We start from the raw sequence: 26,644 nt of genomic DNA on the forward strand, positions 1-26,644 counted from the left end.
ACGTGCGGCGCGGCCGGGTCCGGGTTACCCGCTTGCCCGTCCGGCCTGCCGTACACGCGCCAGGAGGGTCGCGAGCGACGCCTCCGGTGTCTGGCCCGCGGTGTCCACGGTGATGTGGTCACGGTCCCACGGCTCGTACGCGCGCTCCACCACCTCCCCCCACCCCGGCAGCCGCAGGTCCGGGATGTCGGTGGTGCGCGAGGTCACGCGGTGCCGGTGCTCGTCCTGGTCGGAGCAGGTCACCTCCACCTCGGCGACCGGCACCCCGGCCCGGACCCCCACCTCGCGCCAGGCGTCGCGGGTGACCGGCAGCGGGTTCACCGACTCCGCGATCACCGTGAGGCCCTGGCGGAGGTGGTCCTCGGCGAGGGCGTAGCCGACGGTGTACCCGGCCGGACCGAGGGGGTGGCGGGCCAGGCCCGAGCGGACGATCGCCTGTTCGATGGTGTCGATGCGGACGTGGACCGCGCCGGCCAGGTGCTTGGCGAGGAGGCGGGACAGCGTCGTCTTGCCCGTGCCCGGAAGGCCGCCGATGACGATGAGCATGCCTCTCATGCTGCCGCAATCCGGCCTGCGGATCCTGCGGCTGCGGGAGGGGCTCGTCGCGGCCCTGCTCGGCCGGTGAGCCGTGCCACCAGAATGGCTGGTGTGATCTACCTTGCCGAAGGGCCCAGAGTGGCCATCCGCTACATCAGCCTGCGGGACTTCGAGGAGCTCGCGGTCCTGCACGAGGAGAGCGCGCAGATGCTCGCCCGGTGGATGCCCGGCGGCCCCATCGTCACGTACGCGGACTTCGAGCGGTACATGGCCAGATTCGACGGGCCGCTGCACGAAGGTTTCCTGATCTGCCTGCGTGACACCGGCGCGATCGTGGGCCGGGTCAACGTCAACAACATCATCCGCGGCACCCAGCAGAGCGCGACCATCGGCTACTCCGCCTATGCCACCACCACCGGCCGCGGGTACATGACGGAGGGCCTCGGGCTGCTGGTCGGGCACGCGTTCGGCGAGATGGAGCTGCACCGCCTGGAGGCCAACATCCAGCCCGACAACGGCCCCTCCCTCAACCTGATCAAGCGCGTCGGCTTCCAGCGCGAGGGGTACTCGCCGAACTTCCAGTTCGTCGACGGCGCCTGGCGGGATCACGAGCGCTGGGCCATCACCGTCGAGATGACCCGCGCGTGACGTCCGCAGGCGCCCCTCAGGGGGTGAGGCCGGGCCGGTCCACGACCCCCGAGGCCAGCTCGGCGGTCGCGTAGTAGGTGCCCTTGCCGGCCGGCACCTCGCCGCCGAGCACGTCGTCCTGGAGGTTCTCCACGCGTCTGCCGAGCAACTCGAAGGTGGTGGGGTCGAGCACCAGGTACGAGCGGGAGACGAGCCGGCCCTCCGCGTCGCGCTGGGCGTCGAGGCCGTAGGCGATGCCGAGGCCCTGCCGGCCCACCGCGTCCGGCACGCCGTGGTGGATCCGGATGCCCGGGATCTCGGCGAGGGCGCGGTAGATCGCCGCCTCCAGCTCGGGCGGCATGGGCACCTGCTGTTCGAGGTAGACCGACAGCACGCGGAACGCCAGCGCGTCCGGGCGTTCCTCGCCCTTCTCCGCGGGCCTGGTCTGCCAGTGCCGGTCCGCCTGCACGTGGGCCAGCAGCTTGCCGGGATCGGTGGGCAGGGCGGCCAGCTTGGCGGCGATGCCGTACAGCCAGGGCCTGGCGTCGCGGTGTGCGGTGTCGTAGCGGCCCAGCCGCCGGAACGCGGCCAGGAACGTCTCGGCCACCACGTCGTCGGCCAGCTCGTCCCCCAGCCGCCGCGTCGCGTACCGGTGGAGGGCGGGGGCGAGTTCTCGCCGGAGCCGGCCGCCCGCCCGCCCGGAACACTTGACCTCAAGGAAGGTCGAGGTAGCACTCTGGAGGACATGACGAAGAACAGAGTGATCATCTACGAGGAGGCCGGGGCAGATCCCCAGGCCGACGTCCTGTCAGTGGAGAACCACCACGGGCGTACGCGAGTGCGTGCCGTGGCCGAGCCGGCCCAGCTGGTGCAGCTGGTGACGGAGCTGACCGGCAAGGGGGTCGATCGCATCGAGCTGTGCGGCGGGTTCGGCGCGGTGTGGCACGCGCGGGCGCGGCAGGCCGCGGGCGGGCAGGCGGAGGTCGGCGCGATCTACTACGGGTTCGAGTCGCTGCCGGGCGTGGCGTCGTACAAGGAACGCTTCGAGGCCGGGGAGACGCTGTCGGAGGCGTTCCTCATCGTGCACGAAGGGGCCGACCCCGAGGTGAACCGGGTCGTGCGGGAAAGGGACACGGGCAGCACGACGTTCGTGGCGGTGCCCGACGAGGCGTCGGCGGCCGCGGTGGCCGGGAAGATGGCCGGTGACCTGCAGCTCATCGAGCTGTACGGCGCTCCGGGGCCCGATTCGGCCGCGCCCGTCATCGCGGCCGTGGACGCGGGCGTGCCCGTGGGGGTCACTGCGTGGGCAGGAGCGTCCCCAGCGGGCCGAGGTCGAGGTTGAGGTCCTCGGGGGCGAGGTCGAACCGCTCGCACAGGTCGGTCATCGCCCCCTCCAGCCGCATCAGGGTGACGCCGAGCACCTCGATCTGCTCGTCCGTCAGGTTGCCCTGCTCCATCCGGCGCACGCACTGGCGCTCCACGAGCTGCCGTACCAGCTCGACGAGCGTGAGCACGAGGCGGCTCAGGTCACGCTCGACCGTGTCGGGGTCGGCGGTGACGCGCCAGCGCGGCGTGTCCATCTACAGGCTCCCTTCGAGCTCGTCGGCCGACACGAGCAGGGTGCGCAGCGAGATGTGCACGAGGTCGATGTCGGCGATCGACAGCACCAGGTCGCCGGTCACCACGACGCCGCCTGCCAGCAGCCGGTCCAGGAGGTCCACGAGGGCCACGCGCTCGGGCGGCAGCTGCTCGCAGGCGACCACGTCGCGTCTCATGCCGGCTCCATGACCGTGAACGAGTACGGTGCCCAGGGGCCGGTCAGCCTGATCTCCACCCCGTCGCCGCCGAGCTCGCCGGCCCGCGCGGCGAACTCCTCCTCCCTGGCCTCGTCCACCAGGTAGGCGCCGTTCAACAGCATCACGTCGTCGCGGCCCGACAGGCGCGGGTCCTGGGCGCGGTGCCGGTGCCCGGCGGCGGCGAGCGCGGTCAGCGCCCGGTGGATGTGGTCGGCACGCTGCAGCGCCTGCCTGCGGGCCTGCTCGCGCCCGCGCAGGGTGGCCCTGCGGTGCTGCAGGTACGCGGTCCCCGGCCGAGACGCCTGCCTGTCGCCCTCGCATGCCCGGCCGCCGCCGTGCCCCTCACCGGCGTTCACCGGCTCCTCCTGCGGGCTCGAGTACGCCTTGACACCCCACTCGCGGCGCCCCGTGACGTGCGCGAGCACCTCGGCGAAGGCGGCCGCGCGCCGCTCCAGCAGCTCCGCCACCTGGGCGTCGTCGCCGTACACCGTGACGAGCCTGACCGGTGCCGTCGTCGTGGCCGCCGCCACCGCGTCCACGACGCGGTGGTGCGCGCGGGCCGTCTCCGCCAGCCAGTCCAGGTCCTCCAGGGAGCGCCGCAGCGGCTCCTCGCCGAACTGCTCGAGCGGCACCGAGCTCACGTACGCCACCAGCCCGGAGCAGGTGACGGTCCGCACGGGAGCGCCGGCCACGCCGGGAGGGCAGGGCAGCGGCTCGCGGGCGACCGCGTACAGGTACGTCAGGTCAGGCATCGGCTTCCCCTCGGCCCTCGACGGCGGCCAGGCGGCGGCGCAGGCGGCGGTTCTCCGCCACCAGCTCCCGGTCCCGCCCCGACAGGTAAGGGTCGTGCTCCCACCAGTCGATGCCCAGTTCCCTGGCCGTGTCGACGGAGGCGATCAGGAGCCGTAGTTTGATCGTGAGCAGCTCGATGTCCAGCAGGTTCACCCGGATGTCCCCGGCGATCACCACGCCGCGGTCGAGCACGCGCTCCAGGATGTCTCCGAGGTTGGCCGGCTCCCGGTTCGCGGGGCCCGCGCCGTACGTGGGGCGGACCACTGGACCAGACGGTGAAATTCTGTCCATCTCACAACGCCTCGCCCGAGTCAGCGTTCGACCGCTTATATCGTCGTAGTCTCCGATAGGACAGCAATCTTCCCTCCTCATCGATCTGAGCCTGGTAAATGGCGAGAATGTCGCCAGACGAGGGGATACGCCGGTCCTCGACGATCTCGACGTTGACCAACCAGCCTTCTTCGGCCGGTTGCACCGAGGTGATGCCCTCGACCTCTTTCTCGGTGAGGTCGGCGATGTGCCGCAGACCGACCCCACCGGCCGTCACGGCGTTCAGCTCCTCCGTGGCGGTCTCTTCCCTGGTGGCCATGCTCACCTCCCTGTCGCCTGACGCAGAATGCTCTCGACTGCTTCGCGTTCTTCCTCTTCGGTGATCGTCCCGGCCTGTCTGGCCGCCTCGATCTCCTCCAGCCGCCTCCGCACGGCGGCGGGGTTTCTCAGCTCTCGGTCGATCTGCTCCTGGATCAGCTCGCCCAGCCGCATCAGACCGCGCACCGGTGCCAGCGGCCAGGTGAAGATGTTGCTCACCAGGCCCACGAGTGCTCACCTCCCTACGCCTGAGCGATGACGAAGTCGTACGGCGCCATCGGGCCGAGCAACCGCAGGTCCACGCGGCCCGTCCAGCGCTCGCCGAACTCCTGCAACGCCCGTTCCAGGCCCTTCTGGTCCTCGACCTCGGCGAGCAGGGCCACGTGCACGGCGTCCCACTCGTGGGTCGGCTCCCGCAGCGACGCCTGGGCGTAGTGCCCGGACAGGCCGTCGAGCAGCATGCGGGTGTCCATGTCGCGCTTGGCCTCGATCGAGGCCGTGATGATCTCGCCGAGCCTGATGCGCTCGTTCCTCGTGGCGTCCTCCGGCCGGCCCCTGAGGGTCTCGCGCAGGCTCTGCGCCTCCGGGCTCTCGGCGAGAATCTCGGTGAGCACGGCCTGCTCGGCGTAGCGGCCCTTGACGACGTACTCGGCCATGCCCCTGAGCTCGCCGAGGGCGGCGTGGAAGTCGTCGTGGTGCGGCTCGAGCAGCTCCTGCACCACGGCGTCGGCGTTGGTGAGCACCGCGCCGAACCGGAACGGGAGCACCGGCCCCCTGGCCACCACGGTGTCGAGCACCCCTTCGTGCGCCAGGAAGTCGCCGGGCCGGCCCAGGGGCTCCTCCACGTTGACGTCGCTCACGACGGCCGCGATCTCGCCGTGCTTGACGAGCTTGACCTTGCCTGCCGGGTCGCCCAGCCCTTGCTGGTCGGAGGCCAACCGGGTGTCGGCGGGCACGATGCCGTAGACGTAGCAACCCAGGTTCTGGCTCTTGCGCGTGCTCTGCTTGGGCACGGAGGCTCCGGAGACCTTCGTCGAGCGTCCCATGCTCACCCTTCCTCTCGCTTCGGCCGGATCTTCCGCTTGGGCGGCCCGGACTCGCGCTCCACCGTCATCTCGGGCTCGTCCGCGGCGCTCTCCGCCTCGGCCGCTGGATCACGCTGCTTCTGCGTGAGCTCCTGCAGCGCGTCGCCCGCGGTCTCGACCACGCCCTGGATGACGTCCTTGGTGGTGTCCTGGCTCGGGACGCCCTTCGTCTCCTTGAGGACGTCGGGCAGGCCCTTCTCGCTCTTGGACATGTCGAGCCGGTTGGCGGCCTCGGCGAAACGCAGGTAGGTGTCGACGCTGGCCACGACGACGCGGGCGTCGATGGTCAGGATCTCGATCCCGACGAGCGACACCCGGACGTAGGCGTCGATCACGAGGCCCTTGTCCAGGATCGAGTCGATCACATCGGCCAGGCCCGTGGGGCCGCCTCGGCCGCCCACTTGCCCGGCTGCTGCCGCCGGTTGCACAGATGTCATGTGGTTTTCCCCCTTACCCCAGCGAGCGTGCCCGGGAAAAAGGACAGGGAACCACATAGAGCTAAAAACCCGACAGATTTGACATACGTTGAGACACCGGTCGATGACGAGCCGTAATCTTGAGGCGCCGGAGGGTTTGGCTCAGGTGCTGGCGCGGACGGCCAGAAGGGGTGTCAGGAGGGTGGAGTCGGGCACCGTACGGCCCTCCAGCTTCTCCATCACCAGCCGGACCGCCTCCCTGCCCACCTCCTCGGCCGGGATCAGCACGGACGTGAGCGGCGGGCCGGCCCGCTCGGCCACGTCGTCGGGGCAGATCGCCACCACGGCCATGTCGTCCGGCACCCGGCGGCCGAGCTGGCGCAGCGCGGCCAGCACGTGGCTCACCGCGGCCTCGTTGTGCACGACGAGGCCGGACAGCCCCGGGCGGTCGAGCAGCAGGTCGCGCACGGTCTCGTACACCTCGTCGAACGTCTCCTCGCAGGGCAGCGCGACCCCCTTGAGCCCGTGGTCGTCCAGCGCCTCCACGAACCCCTCCCGGGTGCGGGTGGCGAAGCCGGTGCCCCGGTCGTACACCACCGAAGCGGCCCCGAGCAGCGCGATCTCCTCGTGCCCCCGTTCGGCCAGGTGCTCGACGCAGCGCGCGCCCGCGGCGGCGAAGTCGAGGTCCACGCAGGTCAGCCCGGCCGGCTCGGCGGGGAAGCCGATGAGCACGCTCGGCTCGGCCAGCTCGCGCAGCAGCGGCACCCGGCGGTCGTCCAGCTCCACGTCCATCAGCACCAGCGCGTCCACCAGCGCGCTCGCGGCCACCCGGCGGATGCCCTGCGTGCCCTCGTCGGCGGTCAGCAGCAGCACGTCGTGGTCGAAGCGGCGGGCGGCCGTGACGACCGCGCTGGCGAAGCGCATCAGCACGGGGACGTGCATGCCCGCGCGCAGCGGCAGCACCAGCGCGATCACGTTCGAGCGCTTGCTGGCCAGGGCGCGGGCACCGGCGTTGGGGTGGTAGCCGAGCGCGCTGATGCTGTCGAGCACGCGCCGCCTGGTGTCGGCCGAGATCGTCCGCTTGCCGCTGAGCACGTACGAGACCGTGCTCACGGCCACGCCGGCGTGCTTGGCCACCTGCGCGATCGTGACCGTGCGCCCGCTCAAGCCCCGGCTCCGAAGTCGACACCGGTCAGGGTCACGCCCTCGTTCTCGAACACCACGTACAGATCGTGCACCCCGTCCACACCCTGGAGCGATGCCGTGATGGCGTGATAGCCGTACCGCTCGGTCCTGGGCACCGGGAACGCTGCCACCGGCCTGCCGTAGAGCGGGTCGCCGAGCCGGATGGTGATCATGCCGCCCTCGGTGCTGCCCGCCGTGGCCACGCACGCCGTCGCGCCGGTCAGGTCCACCTGACGGAACAGGATCCAGGCGCCCTCGGCGTCGGAGCGCACCGCGTCGCCGTCCTGCCTGGTCTCGTCCACGAACGTGATCGCGTCGTACTCGTCGTGATCGGCCGCGCGCAGCAGCCCCGACTGGGGCGGGACGACCTCGCCCTCGACCTCGAAGCAGGCGCTCAGCCGCAGGTCGGTGGCGCTGCGGCCGACCATGAGCCGGTGCGGCGCGCGCTCCACCACGAACCTGCCCCTGGTGACGTCCCAGAACGCCAGGTCCGCCACGGGCAGGCGGAGCTCGACGGTACGGCTCTCGCCCGGCTCCAGGCGCACCTTCTCGAACCCGCGCAGGCGGCGCAGCGGCTGCTTGACCCGCGAGCGCTGCTGGTGGGTGTAGAACTGCACGACCTCGACGCCGGGGCGCGAGCCCGTGTTCGTCACCGTGACCCCGGCCTCCAGCACGTCGCCCGCCAGGCGGACGCGCAGGTCCGCGTAGTCGAACGTGGTGTAGCTGAGGCCGTGGCCGAAGGGGTGCAGGGGCACGCCGCGGAAGTACTGGTAGGTGGCGTCGGAGGCGATGATGTCGTAGTCGAGCAGGTCGGGCAGCTCCTGCTCGGAGCGGTACCACGTCTGGGTGAGGCGGCCCTCGGGGTCGGCGTCGCCGAACAGCACCTCCGCCAGGGCGTGGCCGTACTCCTGGCCGCCGTGCGCCGACCAGAGCACGGCGGGCAGCTCGCCCTCGGTCCAGGTGAGCGGGTAGCCACTGGTGATGACCATGACGGTACGCGGGTTCGCCTTGCGCACGGCGCGTACCACGGCGTCCTGGGCGGGGGCCAGGGCCAGCGTCATGCGGTCCTCGGTCTCGCGGCCGTTCACCAGCGGGTGGTCGCCGACCACCACGACCGCCACGTCGGCCTCGGCGGCCAGGCGGGCGGCCTCGTCGGTGCCGCTCCTGACCACGTCCATGGCCAGCCACGCGGCCTGGTCGGCGTCGTCCACCAGGCGCAGCACGCCGTCCTCGGCCACGCCGACGTAGCAGCCGGTCGAGATGTGGCGCAGCGCGAGCGTGCCGCGCGGGCGCTCCTCCATGCGGAACGTCTGGCGCACCTCCCACCCGTTCGGCCCCGGCTGGTCGTTGACCAGCGTCGTCCCGTCCACCGACACGAACCGGCCGGTGGTCACGGCACGCAGCGCGTACGCCCCGCCGCCCCAGTCGAACAGGTCGAACAGCCCCGGCTCCGCGGCCCCCGCGCGCAGCGGCCCGCCGGCGGGGTCGGCCGTGACGGGCCCCGCGTCGGCGGTCAGCGTCACCCGGTCCACGGCCTCGCAGAACGTGGTCGCGCACCTCTCGTCCAGCCCGGCGCGGGCGGTGACGGCGTACGGGAGGGTGCCGCTGTACCAGTCCTCCATCAGCGTGTCGCCGAGCTGCCCGATCACCACGATCCGCGACACGTCCCTGAGCGGGAGCAGGCCGTCGTTCTCCAGCAGCACGAACGAGCGCCGCGCCGCCTCCCTGGCCAGCGCCTGGTGCTCGGGGCAGTTGACCACGCCGTCGTGGATGTCGTCGTACGGCGTCGCCGGATCGAACTCGCCCAGCCGGAACCGGATCGACAACGTGTGCCGCACGGCCGCGTCGACGTCCTCCTCGGCCAGCAGGCCCTGCGCGAGCGCGTCCCGCAGGTGGCCGAGCGTGGCCTCGGAGCGGTCGTCGTCCTGGGTGAAGCTGTCGAGCCCCGCCTTGAGCGCGTGCGCGTACGCCTCGGGCGGCGAGTCGTGGTAGCCCTGCAGCGCGGTGAGGTTGCCGGGCGCGTACGCGTCGCTGACCACCATCAGGTCGTCCGGCGCCCAGGCGCGCAGCGCCCGCGCGATCAGCGGGCTGAGGTGCGCGGGGCGGCCGTTGACCAGGTTGTACGACGGCATCACGGCCACCGCCGCGCCCGACTCGATGGGCCCGCGGAAGGCCGGCAGCTCGTACTCGTGCAGCACCCGCGGCGGCAGGTTGCTGGAGGTGGTGCAGCGGTCGGTCTCGTGGTTGTAGGCCAGGAAGTGCTTGAGGGTCGGGGCCGTCTTCAGGATTTCGGGAGCGCTCCCACGAAGCCCAGAGGCGTAGGCGGTGGCCAGGACCGAGGTCAGCCACGGATCTTCGGAGTACCCCTCCGCGTTCCGTCCCCACCTCGGGTCGCGCAGCGGGTTCACCACGGGCGCCCACACGTTGAGCCCCGCCCCGGCGGGATCCTTGTGGTGGAAGGCCAGGACCTCGTCACCCGTCGCCTCGCCGACCCGGCGGACGAGGTCGCGGTCCCAGGTCGAGGCGAGCCCGATGGCCTGCGGGAAGACGGTGGCGGGGCCGAGCCAGGCCAGGCCGTGCAGCGCCTCGGTGCCCGTGCGGAACGCGCCGAGCCCCAGCCGCTCGACCGGCGCCTGGTACTGGTGCAGCAGGCCCACCTTCTCCTCGAGCGTGAGCCTGCTCATCAGGTCGTCGATCCGGTCTCGAAGCGGGGCCGCTGGGTCGCGGAAGGGGGGTTGGTGCATGATCATCCCTCTGAGAGTGTCGAAGCGCTTCGACGACCGGCCTGGGGAAGTTACGCGGACATTTCGGTGGGTTGACTGAAGGGTGCACGTCCCCGTGACCAAGGTCAAGGGATTCGCGACAATCCTCCCGGCAATCTTCCCGAATCGACGGAGTCGAGCACCCTGGCCGCACCCCCGAGCGCGGCCGCGTCGTACCCCAGCGTCGAGGCCACGACCTGCAGACCTCCGGCCTCGGCGGCGATCACGCGGGAGCCGACCTCCTCGTGCACGCCGGGCAGCAGCCACGGCGCCAGCGGCACGTAGTACCCGCCGAGGATCACCACCTCGGGGTTGAGCAGGTTCGCCAGGATGGACACGCCCCTGCCCAGGCTCCGGCCCACCTCGCCGAGCGTGCCGAGGGTGCCGGTGTCACCGGCGCGCGCCAGGCGCACGACCTCCTCGATCTCGATCTGGATCTCCGCCGGCGACGGGTCCCTGCGCAGCACGGCGCCGATGCCCGCCATGGCCTCCAGGCAGCCGCGCCGGCCGCAGCGGCAGACGGGGCCCTCGGGGTCGAGCTGCACGTGGCCGATCTCGCCGCTGTAGCCGCGCCCGCCGCGCCGCAGCCGCCCGTCGAGGATGATGCCGGCGCCCACGCCCAGCTCGCCGGTGAGATAGACCAGGTCGGACGCGCCCGCGTGCGCGCCGAAGCGCTGCTCGGCCAGGGCCCCGAGGTTGGCGTCGTTGTCGACCTGGACGGGGAAGCCGGGGTCGCGCAGCGCCTTGGCCAGGTCGCCCCCGATGTCGGCGTCATGCCAGCCGAGGTTGGGCGCGATGCGTACGGTGCCCTGCACGTCGATCAGCCCGGGCACGGCCACGGCCAGGCCGAGCACCTGGCGCTCCTCCTTGGCCATGCGGTTCACCACGCGCCTGATGATCGCGCCGACGGCCGCCACGCCCTGGTTGACCGACTCGCCCCCCGAGAACGCGCGCCGCCAGGTCAGCAGCCGCTCCCCCGCCAGGTCGGTGGCCACCGCCGACACGGTGTCGACGTTGATCTCGACGCCGATGGCGGCGTACGGGGAGCCGTCGAGCACGAGCATCGTGGCCGGCCTGCCGACGCGGTTCTCCGTGAGCCCGGTCTCGCGTACCAGCCGGCGGTCGATCAGGTCGGCGACCAGGCTGGAGACCGTCGCCTTGTTCAGCCCGGTGGAGGCCGCGATGTCGGCGCGCGAGCACGGCGCGTGCTCGCGTACGAACCGCAGCACGACCGCGAGATTGGTGGCCCGTACGTCGGCGAAGTCGGCCGGCTGAGGGCCGGTCGTAGAAGTGATCAATATCAGCCCCGTTCCCGCCAAGAAGTGATCCCAGCATGCCGCATCGCCGGCTCCCTTCACCAACCTGTGACCACCGCGCTCACTTGTGGGTGCGGTCACAGTCTACTAATTTGTTTGGCCGGAATACCAACTAATTTCTGTAGGCCATCCCCACTCGGAGAAGGGAGCGAGCCATGTCCATGTCCACGACTCGCCGCGGGTTCCTCGGCCTGGTCGGCGCGAGCGTTCTGGTGGCGGGCTGCGCCGAGAAGAGACAGGTGTCCAAGGGCACGGCCGTGGCGGCCGACAAGCTCAAGAGCCTGGCCCCCAACAGGATCCCGTTCGACATCCCCGGCCTCAAGCCCGACCTGGCCGGCAGCGAGTTCGTCCAGCCCGGCTTCCTGACCCGCCCCGCCCAGATGGTGCAGGCCGTCACCACCCCGCCGCTCACCAGCGGCAAGGAGGTGACCGCGATGACGCCGCTGTGGGGCACGGTGCCGCCCGGCATCGGCGACAACTCCTACTACGAGGAGGTCAACAAGCGCCTCGGTGGCGTCGTCCGCTTCAACATCTCCGACGGCAACACCTACGGGCAGAAGCTCAGCACCGTCCTGGCCAGCGGTGACGTGCCCGAGATGGTGATGGTGCCGCAGTGGGAGCTGATCAAGATCGGCCACTTCACGGAGGCCGCCAACAAGCTCTTCGCCGACCTGTCCCCCTACCTGGCCGGGGACAAGGCCAAGGAGTTCCCGCTGCTGGCCAACTACGACACCGCCGCCTGGCAGTACGGCGTCTTCGGCGGCATCCTGCAGGGCATCCCCTGGCAGAACGACCCGTACCCGTTCGCCACCTTCGTCCGCCAGGACATCCTGCAGGAGCTCGGCCTGGAGCATCCCAAGAGCGCCGACGACCTGGTCGCGCTGGGCAAGGCGATCACCGACGCCAAGAAGAAGCGCTGGGCGTTCGGCGGCGGCCTGGAGCAGGAGCTCCAGCGGGCCTTCGGCGCGCCGCGCGAGTGGCGCAAGAAGAGCGACGGCACGCTCATCTACAAGTACGAGACCGAGGAGTGGGCCGCCCACATCGAGTTTCTCACCAAGCTCTTCGAGGCCGGCTACGTGCATCCGGACATCGTGGCCAACAAGGACGCCGACAACAAGGCCATCTTCGGCAGCGGCGAGATGGTCGTCTACCGCGACGGCCTCGGCGCCTGGCACGAGGCGCTGGGCCGCTTCCAGGCCGACAACCCGAAGTTCGACATGAAGATCGTCGACCCGTACCCGGCGCACGCCGGCGGCACGCCCATCATGTGGCGCAACGAGCCCGCCAGCATGTTCGTCTTCATCAAGAAGGGTCTCGGCGACGCCCGCACCCGCGAGCTGCTCGCGCTGTCGAACTGGGCCTCCGCGCCGTTCGGCACCCAGGAGTACGAGCTGTGCAACAACGGCGTCGAGGGCAAGCACTACACGGTCGAGGACGGCAAGGTCAAGCAGACCGCGCTCGGCCGCAAGGAGGTCGCGCCCACCTACCTGTTCCTGTCGGGCCGGCCCAACGCCAACTCGATGAGCCAGTACGAGGGCCTGGTCCAGGCTATGTGGGACTGGCAGACCAAGGCGTCCAAGATCCTGGAGAACGACCCGTTCGTGGGCATCCGCGTGGAGACGCCGTCCAAGATGGCCGGCCTGACCACCCCCATCGAGGACAAGATGCAGGAGATCTTCCGCGGCAAGCGCCCCGTCTCAGAGTGGCCCAAGATCGTCAAGGAGTGGCAGGAGCAGGGCGGGAACGAGGCGCGCGAGTTCTACATGAAGGTCGCGCGTGAGAACGGCAGGCTTTGAGGAGCTCTTCATGAACGCGATGAGGGGCCTGTCATGGGCCACGGCGCAGGGCTTGCGACGCCGCGCGAAGAAGGGCATGCCGTGGGCGTCGTGACCACCCGGCGGCACTCCCCCGGACGCACCACACCCCCATCGACCAGCACCAAGCCCAACGACCTGACCTGGCGGGCCAAGCTCCGCCGGGACTGGCCGCTGCTGGTGATGAACCTGCCGATGTTGCTGGTCGTCGTGGCCTTCTGGTGGGTCCCGGCGCTCGGCAACGTGATCGCCTTCCAGGACTACAACCCGTACACCGACGGCATCCTCGGCAGCCCGATCATCGGCTTCACCAACTTCGCGCTGCTCTTCCAGGACCCGCAGTTCATCCGCGCCATCACCAACACCCTGTCGATCACCGCCTTCCAGCTCGTCTTCTACTTCCCCGTGCCGATCATGCTGGCGCTGCTGCTGAACAGCATCGTCTCGGCCAGGCTGAGGGCGTTCGTGCAAGGCGTGGTCTACATGCCGTTCTTCTTCTCCTGGGTGCTGGTCATCGCCATCTTCCAGCAGATGTTCGGCGGCGCGGGCCTGCTGGCGCAGACCCTGCGGCAGAACGGCTACGAGGGCGTCGACCTGATGACGAACTCCGACACGTTCATCCTGCTGCTCACCTCCCAGACCATCTGGAAGGACGCCGGCTGGGGCGCCATCATCTTCCTGGCCGCCCTCAGCACCATCGACCCCAACCTGTACGAGGCCGCCGCCGTGGACGGCGCCCGCAGGTGGCGGCGCATGTGGCACATCACGCTGCCCGGCCTGCGCCCGGTGATCGTCCTGCTGCTGATCCTGCGCCTGGGCGACGCCCTGAACGTCGGCTTCGAACAGTTCATGCTGCAACGCAGCGCCGTCGGCAGCGAGGCGTCCGAGGTCTTCGACACGTTCGTCTACTGGTCGGGCATCCGCACCGGGGACCTCGGGTACGGGGCGGCGGCCGGGCTGTTCAAGGGCGTCGTGGGGCTGCTGCTCATCATCGCGGCCAACCGGGTGGCGCACGCGTTCGGCGAACGAGGGGTGTATTCGAGATCATGACCACGCTGACATCGCGGAAGCCCTCCCGGCTGGCGCCGTGGGAGGAACGCCCTTCACCGGTCGGCCAGCTCGGCAAGGGCGCCCTGATCACCCTGATCCTCGTCGCCGTGCTGGGACCGCTCTACACGATCGTGCTGACCAGCCTCAGCTCCTCGGCCACCGTCACCCGCGCGGGCGGGCTCGTGCTGGTGCCCGACGGGATCACGTTCGAGGCCTACCGGCAGATCTTCTCCGACACCGTCGTCAGCCGGGCCGTGCTCGTCAGCACCGGCGTCACCGTCGTCGGCACGCTGATCAGCGCAGGGGTGAGCATCCTGGGGGCGTACTCGCTGTCGCGGCCCGGCTCGTTCCTGCACCGGCCGCTGCTGTTCAGCGTGTTGCTGATGTTCGTGTTCTTCCCCGGGATCATCCCCGTGTACCTGATGGTGAGCGGGCTGGGGCTGAAGGACAGCTACTGGTCGCTGATCCTGCCGACGGCCGTGTCGGCGTTCAACGTGGTGGTGCTGCGCTCGTTCTTCATGAACATCCCGCAGGAGATCCTGGACAGCGCCCGGATCGACGGGGCCGGCGAGTTCCGCATCCTGTTCCGCATCGTGCTGCCCATGTCGAAGGCGGTCACGGCCGTGGTGGCGATGTTCTACGCGGTCGGGTACTGGAACGCCTGGTTCAACGCGATGCTCTACATGGACGACACCCGGAAATGGCCCCTGGCGCTGATCCTCCGCCAGTACGTCGTGGACTCCAACCCGCTACCGGCGGCCACGGCCGGCGTCACGGGAGACGCCCCGCCCACCCTGGCGATCAAAATGGCCATCGTGGTGATCGCCGTCATCCCCGCCCTCATCATGTACCCGCTGGTCCAGCGCCACTTCACCAAGGGCGTCATCGTGGGCGCCATCAAGGGCTGAACCTCACGCTCCCACCCGTTGCCCGTGGGGGTGGTTGCCCGTTGGAGCCCGCCCCGGGCGGCCCTCGCCTTCGGCTCGGGCTGTGTTCGTCCGGGTCTCGTGGCTGCGCCCCGAGACCCCTGTCATGACCGCAGCAGCTCATAGGCCACGTACGCGGTGATCCCGTATGCCAGATGCGGGACGGCGTCCGAGATCCAGGCCGAGGCCGGCCACTCGCGCGGGTTCGTGGTGCCGAGTGCGGTCAGCGGAGCGTTCGAGCCGGTCATGGCGAGAGCCGTCAGCGCCGACACCCCCACCGGCCACGGCAGGCGCCGGCCCGGCGGCGCGAGCAGGCCGTAGCAGAGGGCCGCGCCCGCGCCCGTGGCGTAGCCGAGGAGCGAGCCGAGGGCCTCCTTGCGGTTCTCGGCCTGCTCGCCGTCGCCGAGGCTGACGTCCGCCAGGTCGGTCAGCTTCTCCACGGCCTGCTGCGGGGTGCTGCTGGCGCCGCGGGCCCGGATCGCCATGTCGAGATAAGTGGCGATATTGAGCGCGCTGGTGCCTGCCGCTCCCGCGATCAGGCTTTTGACGACTGTGTGCATGTGGGGCTGCTACCCGCGCGGCCGCTACGCAGGCCCCCAGGTCCGCAGGAACTGCGGCCGCTGCGGGAGAACACGATGCGGTACCGCCAGGTGCCCAACGTGCCGTCGTGTACCTCGTTCCAGGCCAGGCCGGTGGTCCGGGTGAGGTCGCGCATGGCGCGCGATGTCCGGTACGACTCGGATGGCGTCGCCGGGGAGGCGGTCTCGTGTCAGTGGCCGCGTCAGGGCGGCGACGGTCCCGCATCAGAGCGGCCGGCGAGAGTGAACGCCATGAACCGAACGGTTCAGCGATCACCAGCCGCGAAGGAGCACACCACCATGTCCGTCACCCTCGCCCTCACCGACCAGGACCAGCTCACCCTGCGGATGGCCGCGTGGGGCGCCGTCTTCCTGATGTCGGCCGCCGGCGCCGCCGGCTCGGCCCACAAGGCCGGCACCGAGGGCTCCATCGCCCTGACCTCCGCGACCGGCCTGGTCGGGCACGTGCTCGCCAAGGCGCCGAAGGGCGTGAGGTACGGCAGGACCGTGGCCGAGCTCGCCGACCAGGTGCTGCCCGCCCTGACCGCGTCCATGAACCTGCTCAGGCAGCAGGACCCGGCCGAGGTGGAGAACTTCCGCCGCACCGTCATCGTCGCCGTCGAAGCCGCCACCCGGTCGCAGAAGGGTGAGCCCAGCCCTGCCATGGCCGAGATGGCCCGGAAGATCACCGAGGCTCTCGATGTCGCCTGATGGGAGGCCGGCCTGCGCAGCCGGGGATCGTTACGGAGGTCCCCGCCGGGCCGCATGACGATCTGGCGGCCCGGGGGCGGGCAGCCGGCGCGAGGGCAAGGGGGGTGTCCAGCCCACGGCGTCCGAAGCGATCAGGCGGGCGAGGCGAGGCGCCGCTCGCAGCTTCCGATGCTGCGAGCGGCGCCGAGCCCTCAAGCCGGGGTGCAGGTGAGGGTGCCGGGTGGGGTGTTGGTGCCGGTGTAGCTGCCGTTGAAGCCGAACGACGTCGTGGCGCCGGCCGCCAGGTTGCCGTTGTAGCCGGCGTTCGCGGCCGTCACGTTCGCTCCCGACTGCGTCTGGGTGGCGCTCCAGATCGTGGTGATCTTCTGGTCACCGGACCAGGTCCAGGTCACCTTCCAGCCGGTGATGGCGGACGTGCCGGTGTTCTGGACGGAGACCTCGGCCTGGAACCCGCCCGGCCAGGAGTTGCCCGGCTTGTAGGTGGCCGTGCAGCCGGTCCCGGTGGTCGGGGTCACGGTGGGCGTGACGGTCGGGGTGACGGTGGGCGTGACGGTCGGGGTCACGGTGGGGGTGACGGTGACGGGCGGGCCGGTGCGGTCGCCGTAGATGATGCCGCGGCCGTTCGTGCCCAGGTAGACGCGGCCGTACACCCGTGGGTCCCCCGTCAGCGCCTCGCCCATGTTCCCCCACTGGTGCTTGTCGTCGTTGATGCGCACCCAGCCGGACCCGCCGTCGTCGGAGCGGTAGAGGCCGGTGGTGCCGTCCACGGTGGCGACAGCGTAGATCGCCAGGTACGTCGCGCCGGGCGCCGCCTTGCCGAAGCCGACGTTCACGGAGTTCGTCACCCCGGACACCTTGGTGAACGAGGCGCCGCTGTTCGTCGAGTGCCACAGGCCGCCCTCGCCGGCCAGCCACAGGTCGCCCTCGATCCCGGGCACGGCCTTGAACTTGGTGGCGGTCGCGGGCAGGCCCGTGGCGGCGGTGGCGGTGAAGGTGGCGCCGCCGTTGGTGCTGACGTAGAGGCGGCCGCCGCTGAGGCCGTAGAACTTCATCGGGTTGACCCGGTCCGACTCCACGGTGGCGCCGGTGGGCAGGCCGGAGGCGGTCTGCCAGGAGTTGCCGTACCCGACGGAGTAGACGGGCGTGACGCCCTTGGGCGCCCAGACGAAGCGGGAGCCGTCGGCCGCCGCCGCGACCGTGCCGCCCTCGTTGACGCCGCCGGGCTCGGTGCCCTGGAACCAGTTCGCGCCGCCGTCGGTGGAGAAGGCCACGTGGCTGTCGTTCGGCCGGTCGGCGTCGGTGAAGTTGCCGGCCCTGACCATGATCGAGGGCGACTTCTCGGCGTAGTCGAGGCTGGTGGTGGAGGTGAAGTTCGGCTGGGTGAACATCATGGACGGTACGGCGTCCAGGCTCGTGTGGCGGAAACCGGCGATGTCGCCGAGCCCGCTGACCAGGGGCGCGCCGCTGGGCGGGCTGATCAGGTCGAGCACGGCCGTCTCCTCCAGGCCCTTGGCCATGGGCTTGATGGTGAACTGGCCGCCGGAGTCCCACAGGCCCAGGTCCTCGGTGCCGTAGATGGTGGCGCCGGTGCCGTACATCATCCGGTCGGAGTCGAACGGGTCGATCTCCAGCGACTCGGTCATCCAGCCGAGCTTGGGCGTGACCTCGGGCGGCTGCGGGTTGGTGCCGAAGGTCAGCCACGGGTTCGCGGAGACGTCCATCTTGTAGCGGAACGAGCGGTTGGGGTAGGAGGTCCAGTCCCACACGCGGGTCCACGTCGCGCCGGAGTCGGTGGAGCGGAAGAAGATGACGTCCGGCCACCAGGAGATCTGCGTGGCCACCATGATCGTGGCCGGGTCCTGCCGGTCGATGGTCAGGCCGCTGTAGCCGAAGTAGTCGTCGGCGCTGGAGGACGGGATGGGGCTGATCTGGGTCCAGGTGCCGGTGGCGGTGGCGTAGCGCCACACGTCGCCCTTGGCCCCGTCGTACGGCCCGCCGGTGTCGCTGGTGGCGAGGTAGAGGTAGCCGTTGACGGTGTCCAGCACGCCCTTGTGCGCGATGTAGCCGGTGGGCTGCCCGGCCAGCCGGGACCAGGTCGCGCCGCCGTCGGTGGTCCGGTAGACGGTGTTCTCCTTGTCGGCGACGCCGACGTAGATGGTCCTGGTGGCGCTGCCGGCGGTGGACGAGCGCTTGTCGTAGGTCACCCAGACCACGCCGGGCCGGTGGCTGAGGTAGCCGTTGGGGTCGCTGGGGTCCTGGGCGTAGTCTCCGGCGTTGGGGAAGCTCGTCACCTTCGACCAGGTGGCGCCGTAGTCGGTGCTGCGCCACAGGCCGTTGCCGTTGGGCGCGCCGAAGTAGAGGACGCGGTTGTCGTTCGGGTCCACCGACAGGGCCTCGCCCATGCCGCGGCCCGGCATGTTGCCGCCCAGTTTGAACGGCAGCGCCGTGACCTGCCAGGTGTCGCCCTTGTCGGTCGAGCGCAGGATGGCGCCGTTGTTCGGGTCCCAGGAGTTGGTGTACATGCCGACGGCGGCGTACACGCGGTTGGTCTGGACGGGGTCGGTGGCCATGCTGATCACACCGTTGTAGCCCCATTTGTCCCAGCCGACCCAGTCGAGGAGCGGGGTCCAGGACCTGGTGGACTGGTTCCACCGGTACGCGCCGCCGATGTCGGTGCGGGCGTAGATGAGGTTGCGCTCGGTCGGGTTGAAGATGATCCCGGGCACGAAGCCGCCGCCGTCGATGCGCACGTTCTTGTACGCGTACGGATCCGAGGCGACCGCCGAGACCGGCGACATCCGCACCACGGCCGCCACGAGCAGGACGGCGGCGGTCGTGAGCATGACGAATAATCTTCTTCGCATGCGCGGCTCTTCCTTTCCAGGCACGCCAAGAGGCGCCCCAAAGGCGTCAGATGACCGCCATGCACGAGCAGAGTGCACCGACCCTGACCGTCGCCGCGCCTTCGCGCATGAGCTTTCACACAGAAGGCTCACACACGGGCACAACACAGGTCAATAGTTTGGACATACAACCAATTAAGGCGCTCCTCCGACAGGCTTTTCCCGAGTGCCGGTGGACGAGAAGGCCGAGAGGATCGCGGCGCCGCACCGCATCGGCGAGCCGATGGCGTCGCGGGCGCCGCGCCCTTCCTGGCCTCACCGGCCGCTTCCCTGATCGCTGGCCACACGCTGGTCATCGACGGCGGCCGGACGGTTCGCCGAGCGTGTGAACAGCCCCGCGCCCCAGAGCGCGATCCCGATGTAGAGGACCTGCTCGGGGATCCGCTGCCACAGCGGCGACCCGACGTCCTCCAGTGCGAGCTGGGCCGCGTTCACGTTCGCCGGCAGCAACGCCACGAACAGCAGCGCCAGGCAGATCCCCGCGGCCTTGCGGGTCCGCTCCAGCACCAGCCCCACGGCCCCGGCCAGCTCCAGCACCCCGCTCAGGTACACCATGACGCCCGGGAACGGCACGAAGGACGGCACCATGGCCACCATGTCGTCGTAGTTCGGCATGAACGTCACGTCGCCCGGGACGAAGTGGGCGCTCGCGGTCATGACGAGCATGACCGCGAGCCCGTGGGCCGCGCTCACCCGCCACGTGTCGAAGCGGCGCACGCCGGCCAGCCCGAGCAGCCGGAACGCCACGGTGGCGACCAGCAGGACGATCACAGTCACGAGAACCCCCATTGGATAGCAGCACTACCTAGCAAGGTATTAGATAACACCGCTATCCAGCAAAGTCAAGCGATCTCGCTCTTCGGCGGCGCCGAGATGCTCACCTTCGAGCCCCAGGCCGTGTAGGTGGTCTCGACGCGGAACCGGCCGTCCCCGACCTCGATGCCGCCGGACACGTGGCTGGCGGCGAGATGCGAGGTGACGAGCTTGCGAGGGAGGCTGTCGGGCCCGAGCGTGAGCTCGTACCGCAGCACCGTCCGGTCGCCCCGGTTGAACGGGAACGACGCCCGGAACCACGGCGACACCTTCTCCAGCACGGCGGAGGTGAGCCTGCCCGTATACGTGCGGCCCTGCTTCTCGCCCTTGAGCAGGACCTTCAGCGTGGCGGGCTCGGCCGGGTTCACGAGCTGGGAGTAGGTGCCGACGTGGCCGCCGGTCATGCCCAGGAAGTCCTCCTCGTACTTCTTGCCCTCGGGCACCTCACCGACCGGGTGCGTGGTCCAGCTTCTGCCGTTGACCCAGATCGTGCGCCCGCCCTTGAGACCCCGCATGTAGTCGAACATGGCCCCGCCGTACTGCTTGTACTCGGCGGTGATGTCGGACGCGACGACGCCCTTCTTGCCGAACTGCCACTTCCCGGTGCGCCACAGGAACGTGATCTTGTCGTTGTTGTGCAGCAACGACGTGACGTCGCGGAACTTCACCCCCTTGCCCGCCTTCAGCTTGGCCTGTAACGCCCTGACCGGGTCCGCCGGTGCGGCGGCCCGGGCGGGGGTGGCGGCCATGAACACGGCCATGGCCGCCACGGCGGCACCTGCGATCATCCGCTTCATCGCTTCCCCTTCGCGAACGGAGTGGATCGCAGATTCTGCCGCCCCTTGATCACGACCTGGTGAACGCGAAGTCCTTGATCCGCAGGTCACCCTTGAACACCAGGTACACGCTCCCGGTTCCCGCCTTCACCGCAGCGTTCACCGTCCCGTACTGGTAGATCCCGCCGGTGGCGGGCACCTGCACGGTGGCGAGCAACTGGCCGGTCGGCGAGCCGCGCCGCACCTCGAACGAGCCACCGCCCACCGAAGCCACCGCGGCCGTGAGGCGCGAGCCCCAGGTGGCGCCGGTGAAGGAGACCCAGTCGCCCGCCGAGCCCTCGACGACCTCGCCGCTCACCTTGCTCTCGTCGGCGAAGGCGACGCCCGAGTAGTCGTCGAAGTCCATCGCCCGGGTCGCCCTGGTCAGGTCGCGCACGGGGACGGTCTCGCCGGACACGCGCAGCGTCGTGGACTGGCGGATCCGGTCGGAGGCGGAGCCGACGAGGATGTCGTGGGTGGCGTTCTCGACGGTCCACTTGTTCCTGGTGTGGTCCCAGACGGCCAGGTCCGACTTCTTCAGGGGGAAGGTGACGGTACGCGACTGGCCCGGGTTCAGCGAGACCCGCTGGAAGCCGCGCAACTGCTTGACCGGCTGCTCGAAGCGGGAGTCGCGCTGGTGGGTGTAGAGCTGGACGACCTCGTCGCCCCTCGCCTTGCCGGTGTTGGTGACCTTCACGCTGACGCGGTCGCCCTGCACGCGAAGGCCCTGGTAGGCGAAGGTGGTGTAGCTCAGGCCGTGACCGAAGGCGTAGAGCGGCTTGTCGTTCCCGTACAGGTACGTCATCCCGGTCTTGGTCAGGTCGTAGTCCAGGAGGCTCGGCAGCTCGTCGGTCGCCGGCCAGGTCTGGGTGAGCCGGCCGGCCGGGTTGACGTCGCCGAAGAGCACGTCGGCGATGGCGTGCCCGGTCTCCGCGCCCGCGTGCGTGGTCCACAGCAGCGTCGGCGCGTCCACGATGACGGGGTAGCTGGTCTCCAGCACGACGACCGTGCGCGGGTTGGCCTTGCGCACGGCCTCGATCAGCCGCCGCTGGCCCTCGCCGAGCTGCAGGTTGTCGCGGTCGTGGAACTCGCGCCCGGCCACGAACGGGTGGCTGCCCACCACCACGACCGCCACCTCGGCCTCGGCGGCCTGCGCGGCTGCCGCGGTGACGCCGTCGGAGACGACCTCCTTGGCGAACTTCGCCGCCTGCGCCTTGGGCACCAGGCCGAGCGTGCCCTCGGCGGTGATCCCGACGTACGCGTCGGGCAGGGCGAACCAGCTCTCGACGGTCTCGAACCCGGCGTAGCGGATGAGGTGGCTGCCGTCAGGCTGCTTCTCCAGCGCGAACTGCTGGGAGACGTACCAGCCGTCGGGCTCGGCGTCGTCGGTGTCGAGCGAGCGCCAGTCGCCGCCGAGCAGCCTGCCGTTGCCCGCGTTGCGCAGCGTGGACACGCCGCCGGTCCAGTCGGTGAGGTCCCACTGCGAGGCCGCGGTGGGCGCGGTGTCGGTGAGCGCGGCGTTGTCGTCCGGGCCTGTGCCGGTGGCAGTGACGTACTTGCCGGAGTCGAGGTGCTTGAGCGCGATGCGCTCCAGCCCCTCGCCGGTGGTGACGTCGGAGACCCGCTCCTTGATCCCGTCCAGCGGCGTCACCTGGTACGGGAGCTGCCCCGAGTACCAGTCACGGTAGAGCTTGGCCGACAGCGGGCCGACCACGGCCGCGGACTTCGGCCGGGCCAGCGGCAGCACGCCGGAGTTCTTCAGCAGCACCGCCGCCTTCCCGGCGGTCTCGCGGTTGAGCTGCTTGTGCGCCGCGCTGTTGATCACATCGGCGGTGATCCGCTTGTACGGCCCGCCGTCCGGGTCGAAGTGCCCCAGCCGCGTACGGATCGACAACACGCTGCGCACCGACTTGTCCACGTCCGACACCGTGAGTCGGCCCTGGTCGAGGGCGGCCTTGAGGTTCGTGACCATCACGCTGATGTCGCTGTTGTCGATCGTGAAGCTGTCGAGCCCGGCCTTGAGCACCGCGGCGAACGCCTCGGGCTTGTTGTCGTAGTACTTCTCCAGGTCGGTCAGCGCGTGCGGCCCCCAGGCGTCGCTGGGGTTGTAGAGCGTCTTGTCGGTCCACGACCGCACCACGTCGTCCAGGTCGGGGTTGACGTGGTTGGGCCGCCCGTTGACGAGGTTGTACGAGGCCATCACGCCGGTCGCGGCGTCGGCCGAGATCGCGGCCTTGAACGCCGGCTCGTAGTACTCGTGCTTCAGCTTGGGCGTCAGGTTGGAGGAGGTCAGGCTGCGGTTGGTCTCGTTGTTGTAGGCCAGGTAGTGCTTCAGCACGGGCGCGGTCTTCAGGTAGAAGGGGTCGTCACCCTGCAGGCCCTTGCCGTACGCGGTCGAGATGGCCCCGGTCAGCAGCGGGTCCTCGGAGTAGCCCTCCTCGTTGCGGCCCGCCCGCGGGTCGCGCAGCAGGTCCACCACGGGCGCCCACACCTGAAGGCCCCACAGCACGGGGTCCGCGGCGTTGTAGCCGCGGGTCTCGTCACCCACGGCGGAGCCGACCTTCTTGATCAGCTCCGGGTCCCAGGTGCTGGCCAGCCCGACCGCCTGCGGGAACACGGTGCCGCTGGCGAACTTCTGGTTCCAGTTGTCGTTGAGGTGGTTGGACCAGGCGACGCCGTGCAGCGCCTCGGTGCCGTTCTTGTGGTAGGCGATGCCCAGGCGCGGGATCGCGGGCTGCGACTGGTGCAGCAGGCTCAGCTTCTCGTCCAGCGTGAGCCGGCCGAGCAGGTCGCTCACCCGCTGCTCCAGCGGCAGGGCGGGGTTCTGGAACGGGTACGCCTCGGCGTGCGCGGGGGGCGCGGCGAGCAGGGAGGCAGTGAGGGTTAAAGCCGCTAATAGGGGGATTTTTCGCATCGAAAGGGTTCTCCATCACTTGATGGCGCCGACCGTCACACCTCGGGTCAGCGTGCGCTGGAAGATCAGGAAGAAGGCGATCGCCGGCACGACGCCGAGCAGGGCCGAGGCGCTGGACATGGTGGCGTCCATGTACTTCTCGCCCTGCAGCACGCCGAGCGCGACGGGCACCGTCTGCGTGTCGTTCGAGATCAGGAAGATCAGCGGAAGGAAGAATTCGTTCCAGGTCCAGATGAAGAAGAAGATCAGCAGCACGTTGATCGTGGGCCGGCTGATCGGCACCACGATCCGCCAGAGCGAGCGCAGCCGCCCCGCGCCGTCGATCGCCGCCGCCTCCAGGATCTCCTTCGGGAACTGGCCCAGCACCGCGCTCAGCAGGTACGTGCCGAACGCCGCCTGGATCGCGGTCATCACGATGATCACCGCGAGCTGGGTGTCGTACAGATCGACGGCCTTGGCCAGGTAGTACAGCGGATAGGCCAGGGCCTCCTGCGGCAGCGTGTTGGCCACCAGGAACAGCGCGAGGATCCACAGCCGCCCCTTCACCCTGCCGATGCCCAGCGCGTACGCGTTGAGCACCGACAGCACGACCGCCAGCACCGACACCGACGCGCTGATGACGAAGCTGTTCCAGAGCTTCGTGCCGAACTCCACCCGGTTCCAGAAGTCGACGATCCCCTGCAGGTAGAGCCCGTCGGGCAGGCTCAGCGGCCCCTGCGAGCTGTACTCGGCCGGCGACTTGACCGCGTTCATCGCCACGACCAGGAACGGAAAGATCATCACAACGGCCAGCACGACCAGTGCGAACAGCACCGCCCAGCGTCCCGGGCCCCTCATGACTCACGCTCCTGGACGCGCAGGAACAGGAACGTCACCACGATGATGATCAGCGCCAGCACCGTGGCGATCGCGGAGCCGTACCCGACGTTGCTCTTCTGGAAGAAGTTCAGGTACGAGAAGTACGACGGCACCATCGTCGCGTTCCCGGGCCCTCCGCGGGTCAGCACGAAGATCGGCCCGAACACCTTCAGCGCGGCGATCGTGCACGTCAGCAGCACCACGAAGATCTCCGGCCGGATCTGCGGGATCGTGATGTGCCAGAACTTGCGCCACCACGAGGCCCCGTCGATCTCGGCGGCCTCGTAGTAGGACGGGTCCACCCGCTGCAGCCCGGCCATGAAGATCACGACCGGGTAGCCGAGCTGGAACCAGACCATGACGCCCATGACGGTGGCCAGCGCCAGGTCGGGGTCGCCGAGCCAGTCGAGGTCCAGCCCGAAGATCTGGTTGACCGCCCCGTACGACGGGTGCAGCATCCACCCCCACACCACGCCGGCCACCGCCACCGGCAGCACCTGCGGCAGGTAGTACATCGCGCGCAGCGCCGAGGCCGTGCGCGGGCCGAAGCGCTTGCCGATGTAGTCGAACAGCGCGGCCGCCAGCACGAGGCCGATCATGGTCGGCACGACGGCCATGGCCACGATCAGCCCCACGTTGTGCTGGAACGACTCCCAGAACCGCTCGTCCGCCAGCAGCCTGGTGTAGTTGTCGAACCCGATCCACCTCGGCGTGCCCACCCCCGACCAGCGGGTGAAGCTGGCGCCCACGTTCATCAGGAACGGCACGACGATGACGGCGAGGAACAGCAGCAGGCTGGGGATCAGGTAGAGCCAGTATCCCCGTCTGCTGCTCGTGCGAACTCTCATCTAGTTACCAAGGTCGGCGAGGTTGTCCTCGTACGGCTTGGCGAGCTCGTCCAGCACCTGGGCGGAGGTCTTGCTGCCGTTGATGAGCTCCTGGACCCCCGCCACGAGCACGTCGTAGTAGCCGGGCGCGGGCCAGTCGGGGTAGAACGCCAGGCCGTCGGCGGCGGTCAGCTTGTTGAAGGTCTCGATCAGCTCCTTGCTCCTGGCGTCGGTGATCGCGGCCGGGTCGGCGGCCACGGGGACGCCGCCGGAGTTGCCGAGCAGGTTCTGGATCTCCTTGCTCATCGTGATGTCGATGAAGTCGTAGGCCAGGTCCTTGTTCTCCGACTTCTCGGGCACCACCCAGAGGTTGCCGCTCGATCCGGGCGACATCGTGGCGCCGGGGAACAGGAAGTGGCCCCACTCGAAGTCCTTGATCTCGGAGGCGAAGCGGCCGTACCACCAGCTTCCGCTGATCACGACGGGGAACTTGCCGTTCATGAACGCCACGCCCATGTCCTCGGCCTTGAGCCCGGCCGAGTTCTTGGCGATGTACCCCTTCTTCACCCAGTCGGCGAACGTGTCGGCGCCGTAGGTGAACTCGGGGCCGCGGAAGTCGACCTTGCCCTTGTAGGACTGGAACGCCTCCAGCCACGGCTTCTGCGCCTTGGTCAGCGCGAGCTGGTAGAAGATCTGCTGCGCCGGGTACTCGGCGCCGGCGTTGGCGATGGGCGTCACACCGGCCTTGACGAACGTGTCCAGCGCGGCGGTGAACTCCTCGAACGTGGCCGGCACGGCGACCTTGTGCTTGTCGAAGAGATCCTTGTTGTAGTAGACCATCACGAACTCGCCGTAGTTCGGCACGCCGAACCACTTGCCGGAGCCCATCACGCCGCGGTCGTCGTACTTGGCGGTGGTCTGCAGGCCGCCGGGCAGCAGCTTGTCCCAGCCCCGCTTCGCGGCCTCCTCGCTCAGGTCGGTGAGCAGGCCCTGCTTGGACAGCAGCCCGGCCGTGGCGTTGCCCTTGTTGTACTCCATGATGTCGGGCGCCTCGTCGGAGTTCAGCACCATGCTGGCCGTCTTCTGGATCTGTTCGAAGCCCTTCTCCTCGAACTTGACGGTCACGTTCGGGTGCGACGCCTCGAACTTCTTGATCGCCTCGGCCCACGCCTTGCCCATGGCGCTGTCGGCGGTCTCGTAGTGCCACAGTTTCAGCACGCGCGGCTCGGTGCCTGCTGGGCTGGGAGTCCCCGAGTCTCCTCCCGAGCCGCAGGCCGACAGGGCGAGCGCGGCGGCGGCCAGCACCGCGGCGCCTCTCAATCTGACCATGA

27 protein-coding genes are annotated in these 26,644 nt (G+C 69.8%); 6 read left to right on the plus strand and 21 right to left on the minus strand.

The window, feature by feature from the left end; genetic code table 11:
• Nucleotides 1–24 precede the first annotated feature (24 nt).
• A complete protein-coding gene (locus AB0I79_RS44485) occupies nt 25–546 on the minus strand; it encodes an AAA family ATPase (protein ID WP_357886630.1) in 522 nt (173 codons plus the stop codon).
• 102 nt (nt 547–648) lie between these two features.
• Between AB0I79_RS44485 and AB0I79_RS44490 the strand changes: the two genes are divergently transcribed.
• A complete protein-coding gene (locus AB0I79_RS44490; protein WP_357886633.1) occupies nt 649–1,185 on the plus strand; it encodes a GNAT family protein in 537 nt (178 codons plus the stop codon).
• A gap of 16 nt (nt 1,186–1,201) precedes the next feature.
• On the opposite strand, the gene AB0I79_RS44495 is transcribed toward AB0I79_RS44490, so the two are convergent.
• Nucleotides 1,202–1,960, minus strand: a complete 759-nt coding sequence (locus tag AB0I79_RS44495) for a sigma factor (protein WP_357886874.1) — start codon at nt 1,958–1,960, stop codon at nt 1,202–1,204.
• On the opposite strand from AB0I79_RS44495, the gene AB0I79_RS44500 reads away from it, so the two are divergent.
• Nucleotides 1,910–2,506: a DUF6506 family protein gene (locus tag AB0I79_RS44500; RefSeq protein WP_357886636.1), complete on the plus strand. Its 597-nt coding sequence runs from the start codon at nt 1,910–1,912 to the stop codon at nt 2,504–2,506. The genes AB0I79_RS44495 and AB0I79_RS44500 overlap by 51 nt on opposite strands.
• On the opposite strand, the gene AB0I79_RS44505 is transcribed toward AB0I79_RS44500, so the two are convergent.
• The 11 genes from AB0I79_RS44505 to AB0I79_RS44555 all read right to left on the minus strand — a co-directional run bounded on the left by AB0I79_RS44505 (nt 2,460) and on the right by AB0I79_RS44555 (nt 11,086).
• A complete protein-coding gene (locus AB0I79_RS44505; protein ID WP_357886639.1) occupies nt 2,460–2,744 on the minus strand; it encodes a gas vesicle protein K in 285 nt (94 codons plus the stop codon). The genes AB0I79_RS44500 and AB0I79_RS44505 overlap by 47 nt on opposite strands.
• Nucleotides 2,745–2,939, minus strand: a complete 195-nt coding sequence (locus tag AB0I79_RS44510) for a gas vesicle protein (protein ID WP_357886642.1) — start codon at nt 2,937–2,939, stop codon at nt 2,745–2,747. It lies immediately after the preceding gene.
• Nucleotides 2,936–3,712, minus strand: a complete 777-nt coding sequence (locus AB0I79_RS44515; RefSeq protein ID WP_357886645.1) for a GvpL/GvpF family gas vesicle protein — start codon at nt 3,710–3,712, stop codon at nt 2,936–2,938. The genes AB0I79_RS44510 and AB0I79_RS44515 overlap by 4 nt, the downstream gene beginning before the upstream one ends.
• Complete coding sequence (locus AB0I79_RS44520) at nt 3,705–4,043, minus strand: gas vesicle protein (RefSeq protein WP_357886647.1); 339 nt, start codon at nt 4,041–4,043, stop codon at nt 3,705–3,707. Before AB0I79_RS44520 ends, AB0I79_RS44515 begins: the two co-directional genes overlap by 8 nt.
• 1 nt (nt 4,044) lies before the next feature.
• Nucleotides 4,045–4,341, minus strand: coding sequence for a gas vesicle protein GvpO (gvpO, locus tag AB0I79_RS44525; protein WP_357886650.1), 297 nt, complete (start codon nt 4,339–4,341; stop codon nt 4,045–4,047).
• A 2-nt stretch (nt 4,342–4,343) separates the two neighbouring features.
• Nucleotides 4,344–4,568 (minus strand): gas vesicle protein GvpG, encoded by a 225-nt coding sequence (locus tag AB0I79_RS44530; protein ID WP_357886653.1) that lies wholly within the window; start codon nt 4,566–4,568, stop codon nt 4,344–4,346.
• A gap of 14 nt (nt 4,569–4,582) precedes the next feature.
• Nucleotides 4,583–5,386 carry a GvpL/GvpF family gas vesicle protein gene (locus tag AB0I79_RS44535; RefSeq protein ID WP_357886656.1) on the minus strand — a complete coding sequence of 268 codons (804 nt, stop codon included), beginning with the start codon at nt 5,384–5,386 and terminating at the stop codon, nt 4,583–4,585.
• 2 nt (nt 5,387–5,388) lie between these two features.
• Nucleotides 5,389–5,862 (minus strand): gas vesicle protein GvpJ, encoded by a 474-nt coding sequence (gvpJ, locus tag AB0I79_RS44540; RefSeq protein ID WP_357886659.1) that lies wholly within the window; start codon nt 5,860–5,862, stop codon nt 5,389–5,391.
• 141 nt (nt 5,863–6,003) lie between these two features.
• On the minus strand, nt 6,004–7,008 hold the full coding sequence (locus AB0I79_RS44545; RefSeq protein ID WP_357886662.1) for a LacI family DNA-binding transcriptional regulator: 1,005 nt from the start codon (nt 7,006–7,008) through the stop codon (nt 6,004–6,006).
• Nucleotides 7,005–9,770, minus strand: a complete 2,766-nt coding sequence (locus AB0I79_RS44550; RefSeq protein ID WP_357886665.1) for a glycoside hydrolase family 3 C-terminal domain-containing protein — start codon at nt 9,768–9,770, stop codon at nt 7,005–7,007. Before AB0I79_RS44550 ends, AB0I79_RS44545 begins: the two co-directional genes overlap by 4 nt.
• A gap of 104 nt (nt 9,771–9,874) precedes the next feature.
• Nucleotides 9,875–11,086, minus strand: a complete 1,212-nt coding sequence (locus AB0I79_RS44555; RefSeq protein WP_357886668.1) for an ROK family transcriptional regulator — start codon at nt 11,084–11,086, stop codon at nt 9,875–9,877.
• A 179-nt stretch (nt 11,087–11,265) separates the two neighbouring features.
• Between AB0I79_RS44555 and AB0I79_RS44560 the strand changes: the two genes are divergently transcribed.
• The 3 genes from AB0I79_RS44560 (at nt 11,266) to AB0I79_RS44570 (ending at nt 14,876) form a co-directional block, all read left to right on the plus strand.
• A complete protein-coding gene (locus AB0I79_RS44560) occupies nt 11,266–12,900 on the plus strand; it encodes an extracellular solute-binding protein (protein WP_357886671.1) in 1,635 nt (544 codons plus the stop codon).
• A gap of 81 nt (nt 12,901–12,981) precedes the next feature.
• Entirely contained in the window at nt 12,982–13,968 is a 987-nt protein-coding gene (locus tag AB0I79_RS44565) for an ABC transporter permease subunit (protein ID WP_357886674.1), read from the plus strand.
• Nucleotides 13,965–14,876, plus strand: coding sequence for a carbohydrate ABC transporter permease (locus AB0I79_RS44570; protein WP_357886677.1), 912 nt, complete (start codon nt 13,965–13,967; stop codon nt 14,874–14,876). Before AB0I79_RS44565 ends, AB0I79_RS44570 begins: the two co-directional genes overlap by 4 nt.
• A gap of 122 nt (nt 14,877–14,998) precedes the next feature.
• On the opposite strand, the gene AB0I79_RS44575 is transcribed toward AB0I79_RS44570, so the two are convergent.
• Nucleotides 14,999–15,454, minus strand: a complete 456-nt coding sequence (locus tag AB0I79_RS44575; protein WP_357886680.1) for a hypothetical protein — start codon at nt 15,452–15,454, stop codon at nt 14,999–15,001.
• A 318-nt stretch (nt 15,455–15,772) separates the two neighbouring features.
• On the opposite strand from AB0I79_RS44575, the gene AB0I79_RS44580 reads away from it, so the two are divergent.
• A complete protein-coding gene (locus tag AB0I79_RS44580) occupies nt 15,773–16,183 on the plus strand; it encodes a hypothetical protein (RefSeq protein WP_357886683.1) in 411 nt (136 codons plus the stop codon).
• 191 nt (nt 16,184–16,374) lie between these two features.
• Here the strand turns inward: AB0I79_RS44580 and AB0I79_RS44585 are convergent, their stop codons facing one another.
• The 7 genes from AB0I79_RS44585 to AB0I79_RS44615 all read right to left on the minus strand — a co-directional run bounded on the left by AB0I79_RS44585 (nt 16,375) and on the right by AB0I79_RS44615 (nt 26,642).
• Nucleotides 16,375–19,047 carry a cellulose binding domain-containing protein gene (locus AB0I79_RS44585; RefSeq protein ID WP_357886686.1) on the minus strand — a complete coding sequence of 891 codons (2,673 nt, stop codon included), beginning with the start codon at nt 19,045–19,047 and terminating at the stop codon, nt 16,375–16,377.
• Nucleotides 19,048–19,341: 294 nt separating this feature from the next.
• On the minus strand, nt 19,342–19,863 hold the full coding sequence (locus AB0I79_RS44590; protein WP_357886689.1) for a hypothetical protein: 522 nt from the start codon (nt 19,861–19,863) through the stop codon (nt 19,342–19,344).
• Nucleotides 19,864–19,928: 65 nt separating this feature from the next.
• Entirely contained in the window at nt 19,929–20,696 is a 768-nt protein-coding gene (locus AB0I79_RS44595; RefSeq protein ID WP_357886692.1) for a hypothetical protein, read from the minus strand.
• Between the two features lie 49 nt (nt 20,697–20,745).
• Complete coding sequence (locus tag AB0I79_RS44600; protein WP_357886695.1) at nt 20,746–23,628, minus strand: glycoside hydrolase family 3 C-terminal domain-containing protein; 2,883 nt, start codon at nt 23,626–23,628, stop codon at nt 20,746–20,748.
• Nucleotides 23,629–23,643: 15 nt separating this feature from the next.
• Nucleotides 23,644–24,465: a carbohydrate ABC transporter permease gene (locus AB0I79_RS44605; protein WP_357886698.1), complete on the minus strand. Its 822-nt coding sequence runs from the start codon at nt 24,463–24,465 to the stop codon at nt 23,644–23,646.
• A complete protein-coding gene (locus AB0I79_RS44610) occupies nt 24,462–25,334 on the minus strand; it encodes a sugar ABC transporter permease (RefSeq protein ID WP_357886701.1) in 873 nt (290 codons plus the stop codon). Before AB0I79_RS44610 ends, AB0I79_RS44605 begins: the two co-directional genes overlap by 4 nt.
• On the minus strand, nt 25,335–26,642 hold the full coding sequence (locus tag AB0I79_RS44615) for an extracellular solute-binding protein (RefSeq protein WP_357886704.1): 1,308 nt from the start codon (nt 26,640–26,642) through the stop codon (nt 25,335–25,337).
• Nucleotides 26,643–26,644: the final 2 nt, after the last annotated feature.

This window comes from Nonomuraea sp. NPDC050202 (genome assembly GCF_040656115.1).
Lineage (GTDB): Bacteria > Actinomycetota > Actinomycetes > Streptosporangiales > Streptosporangiaceae > Nonomuraea.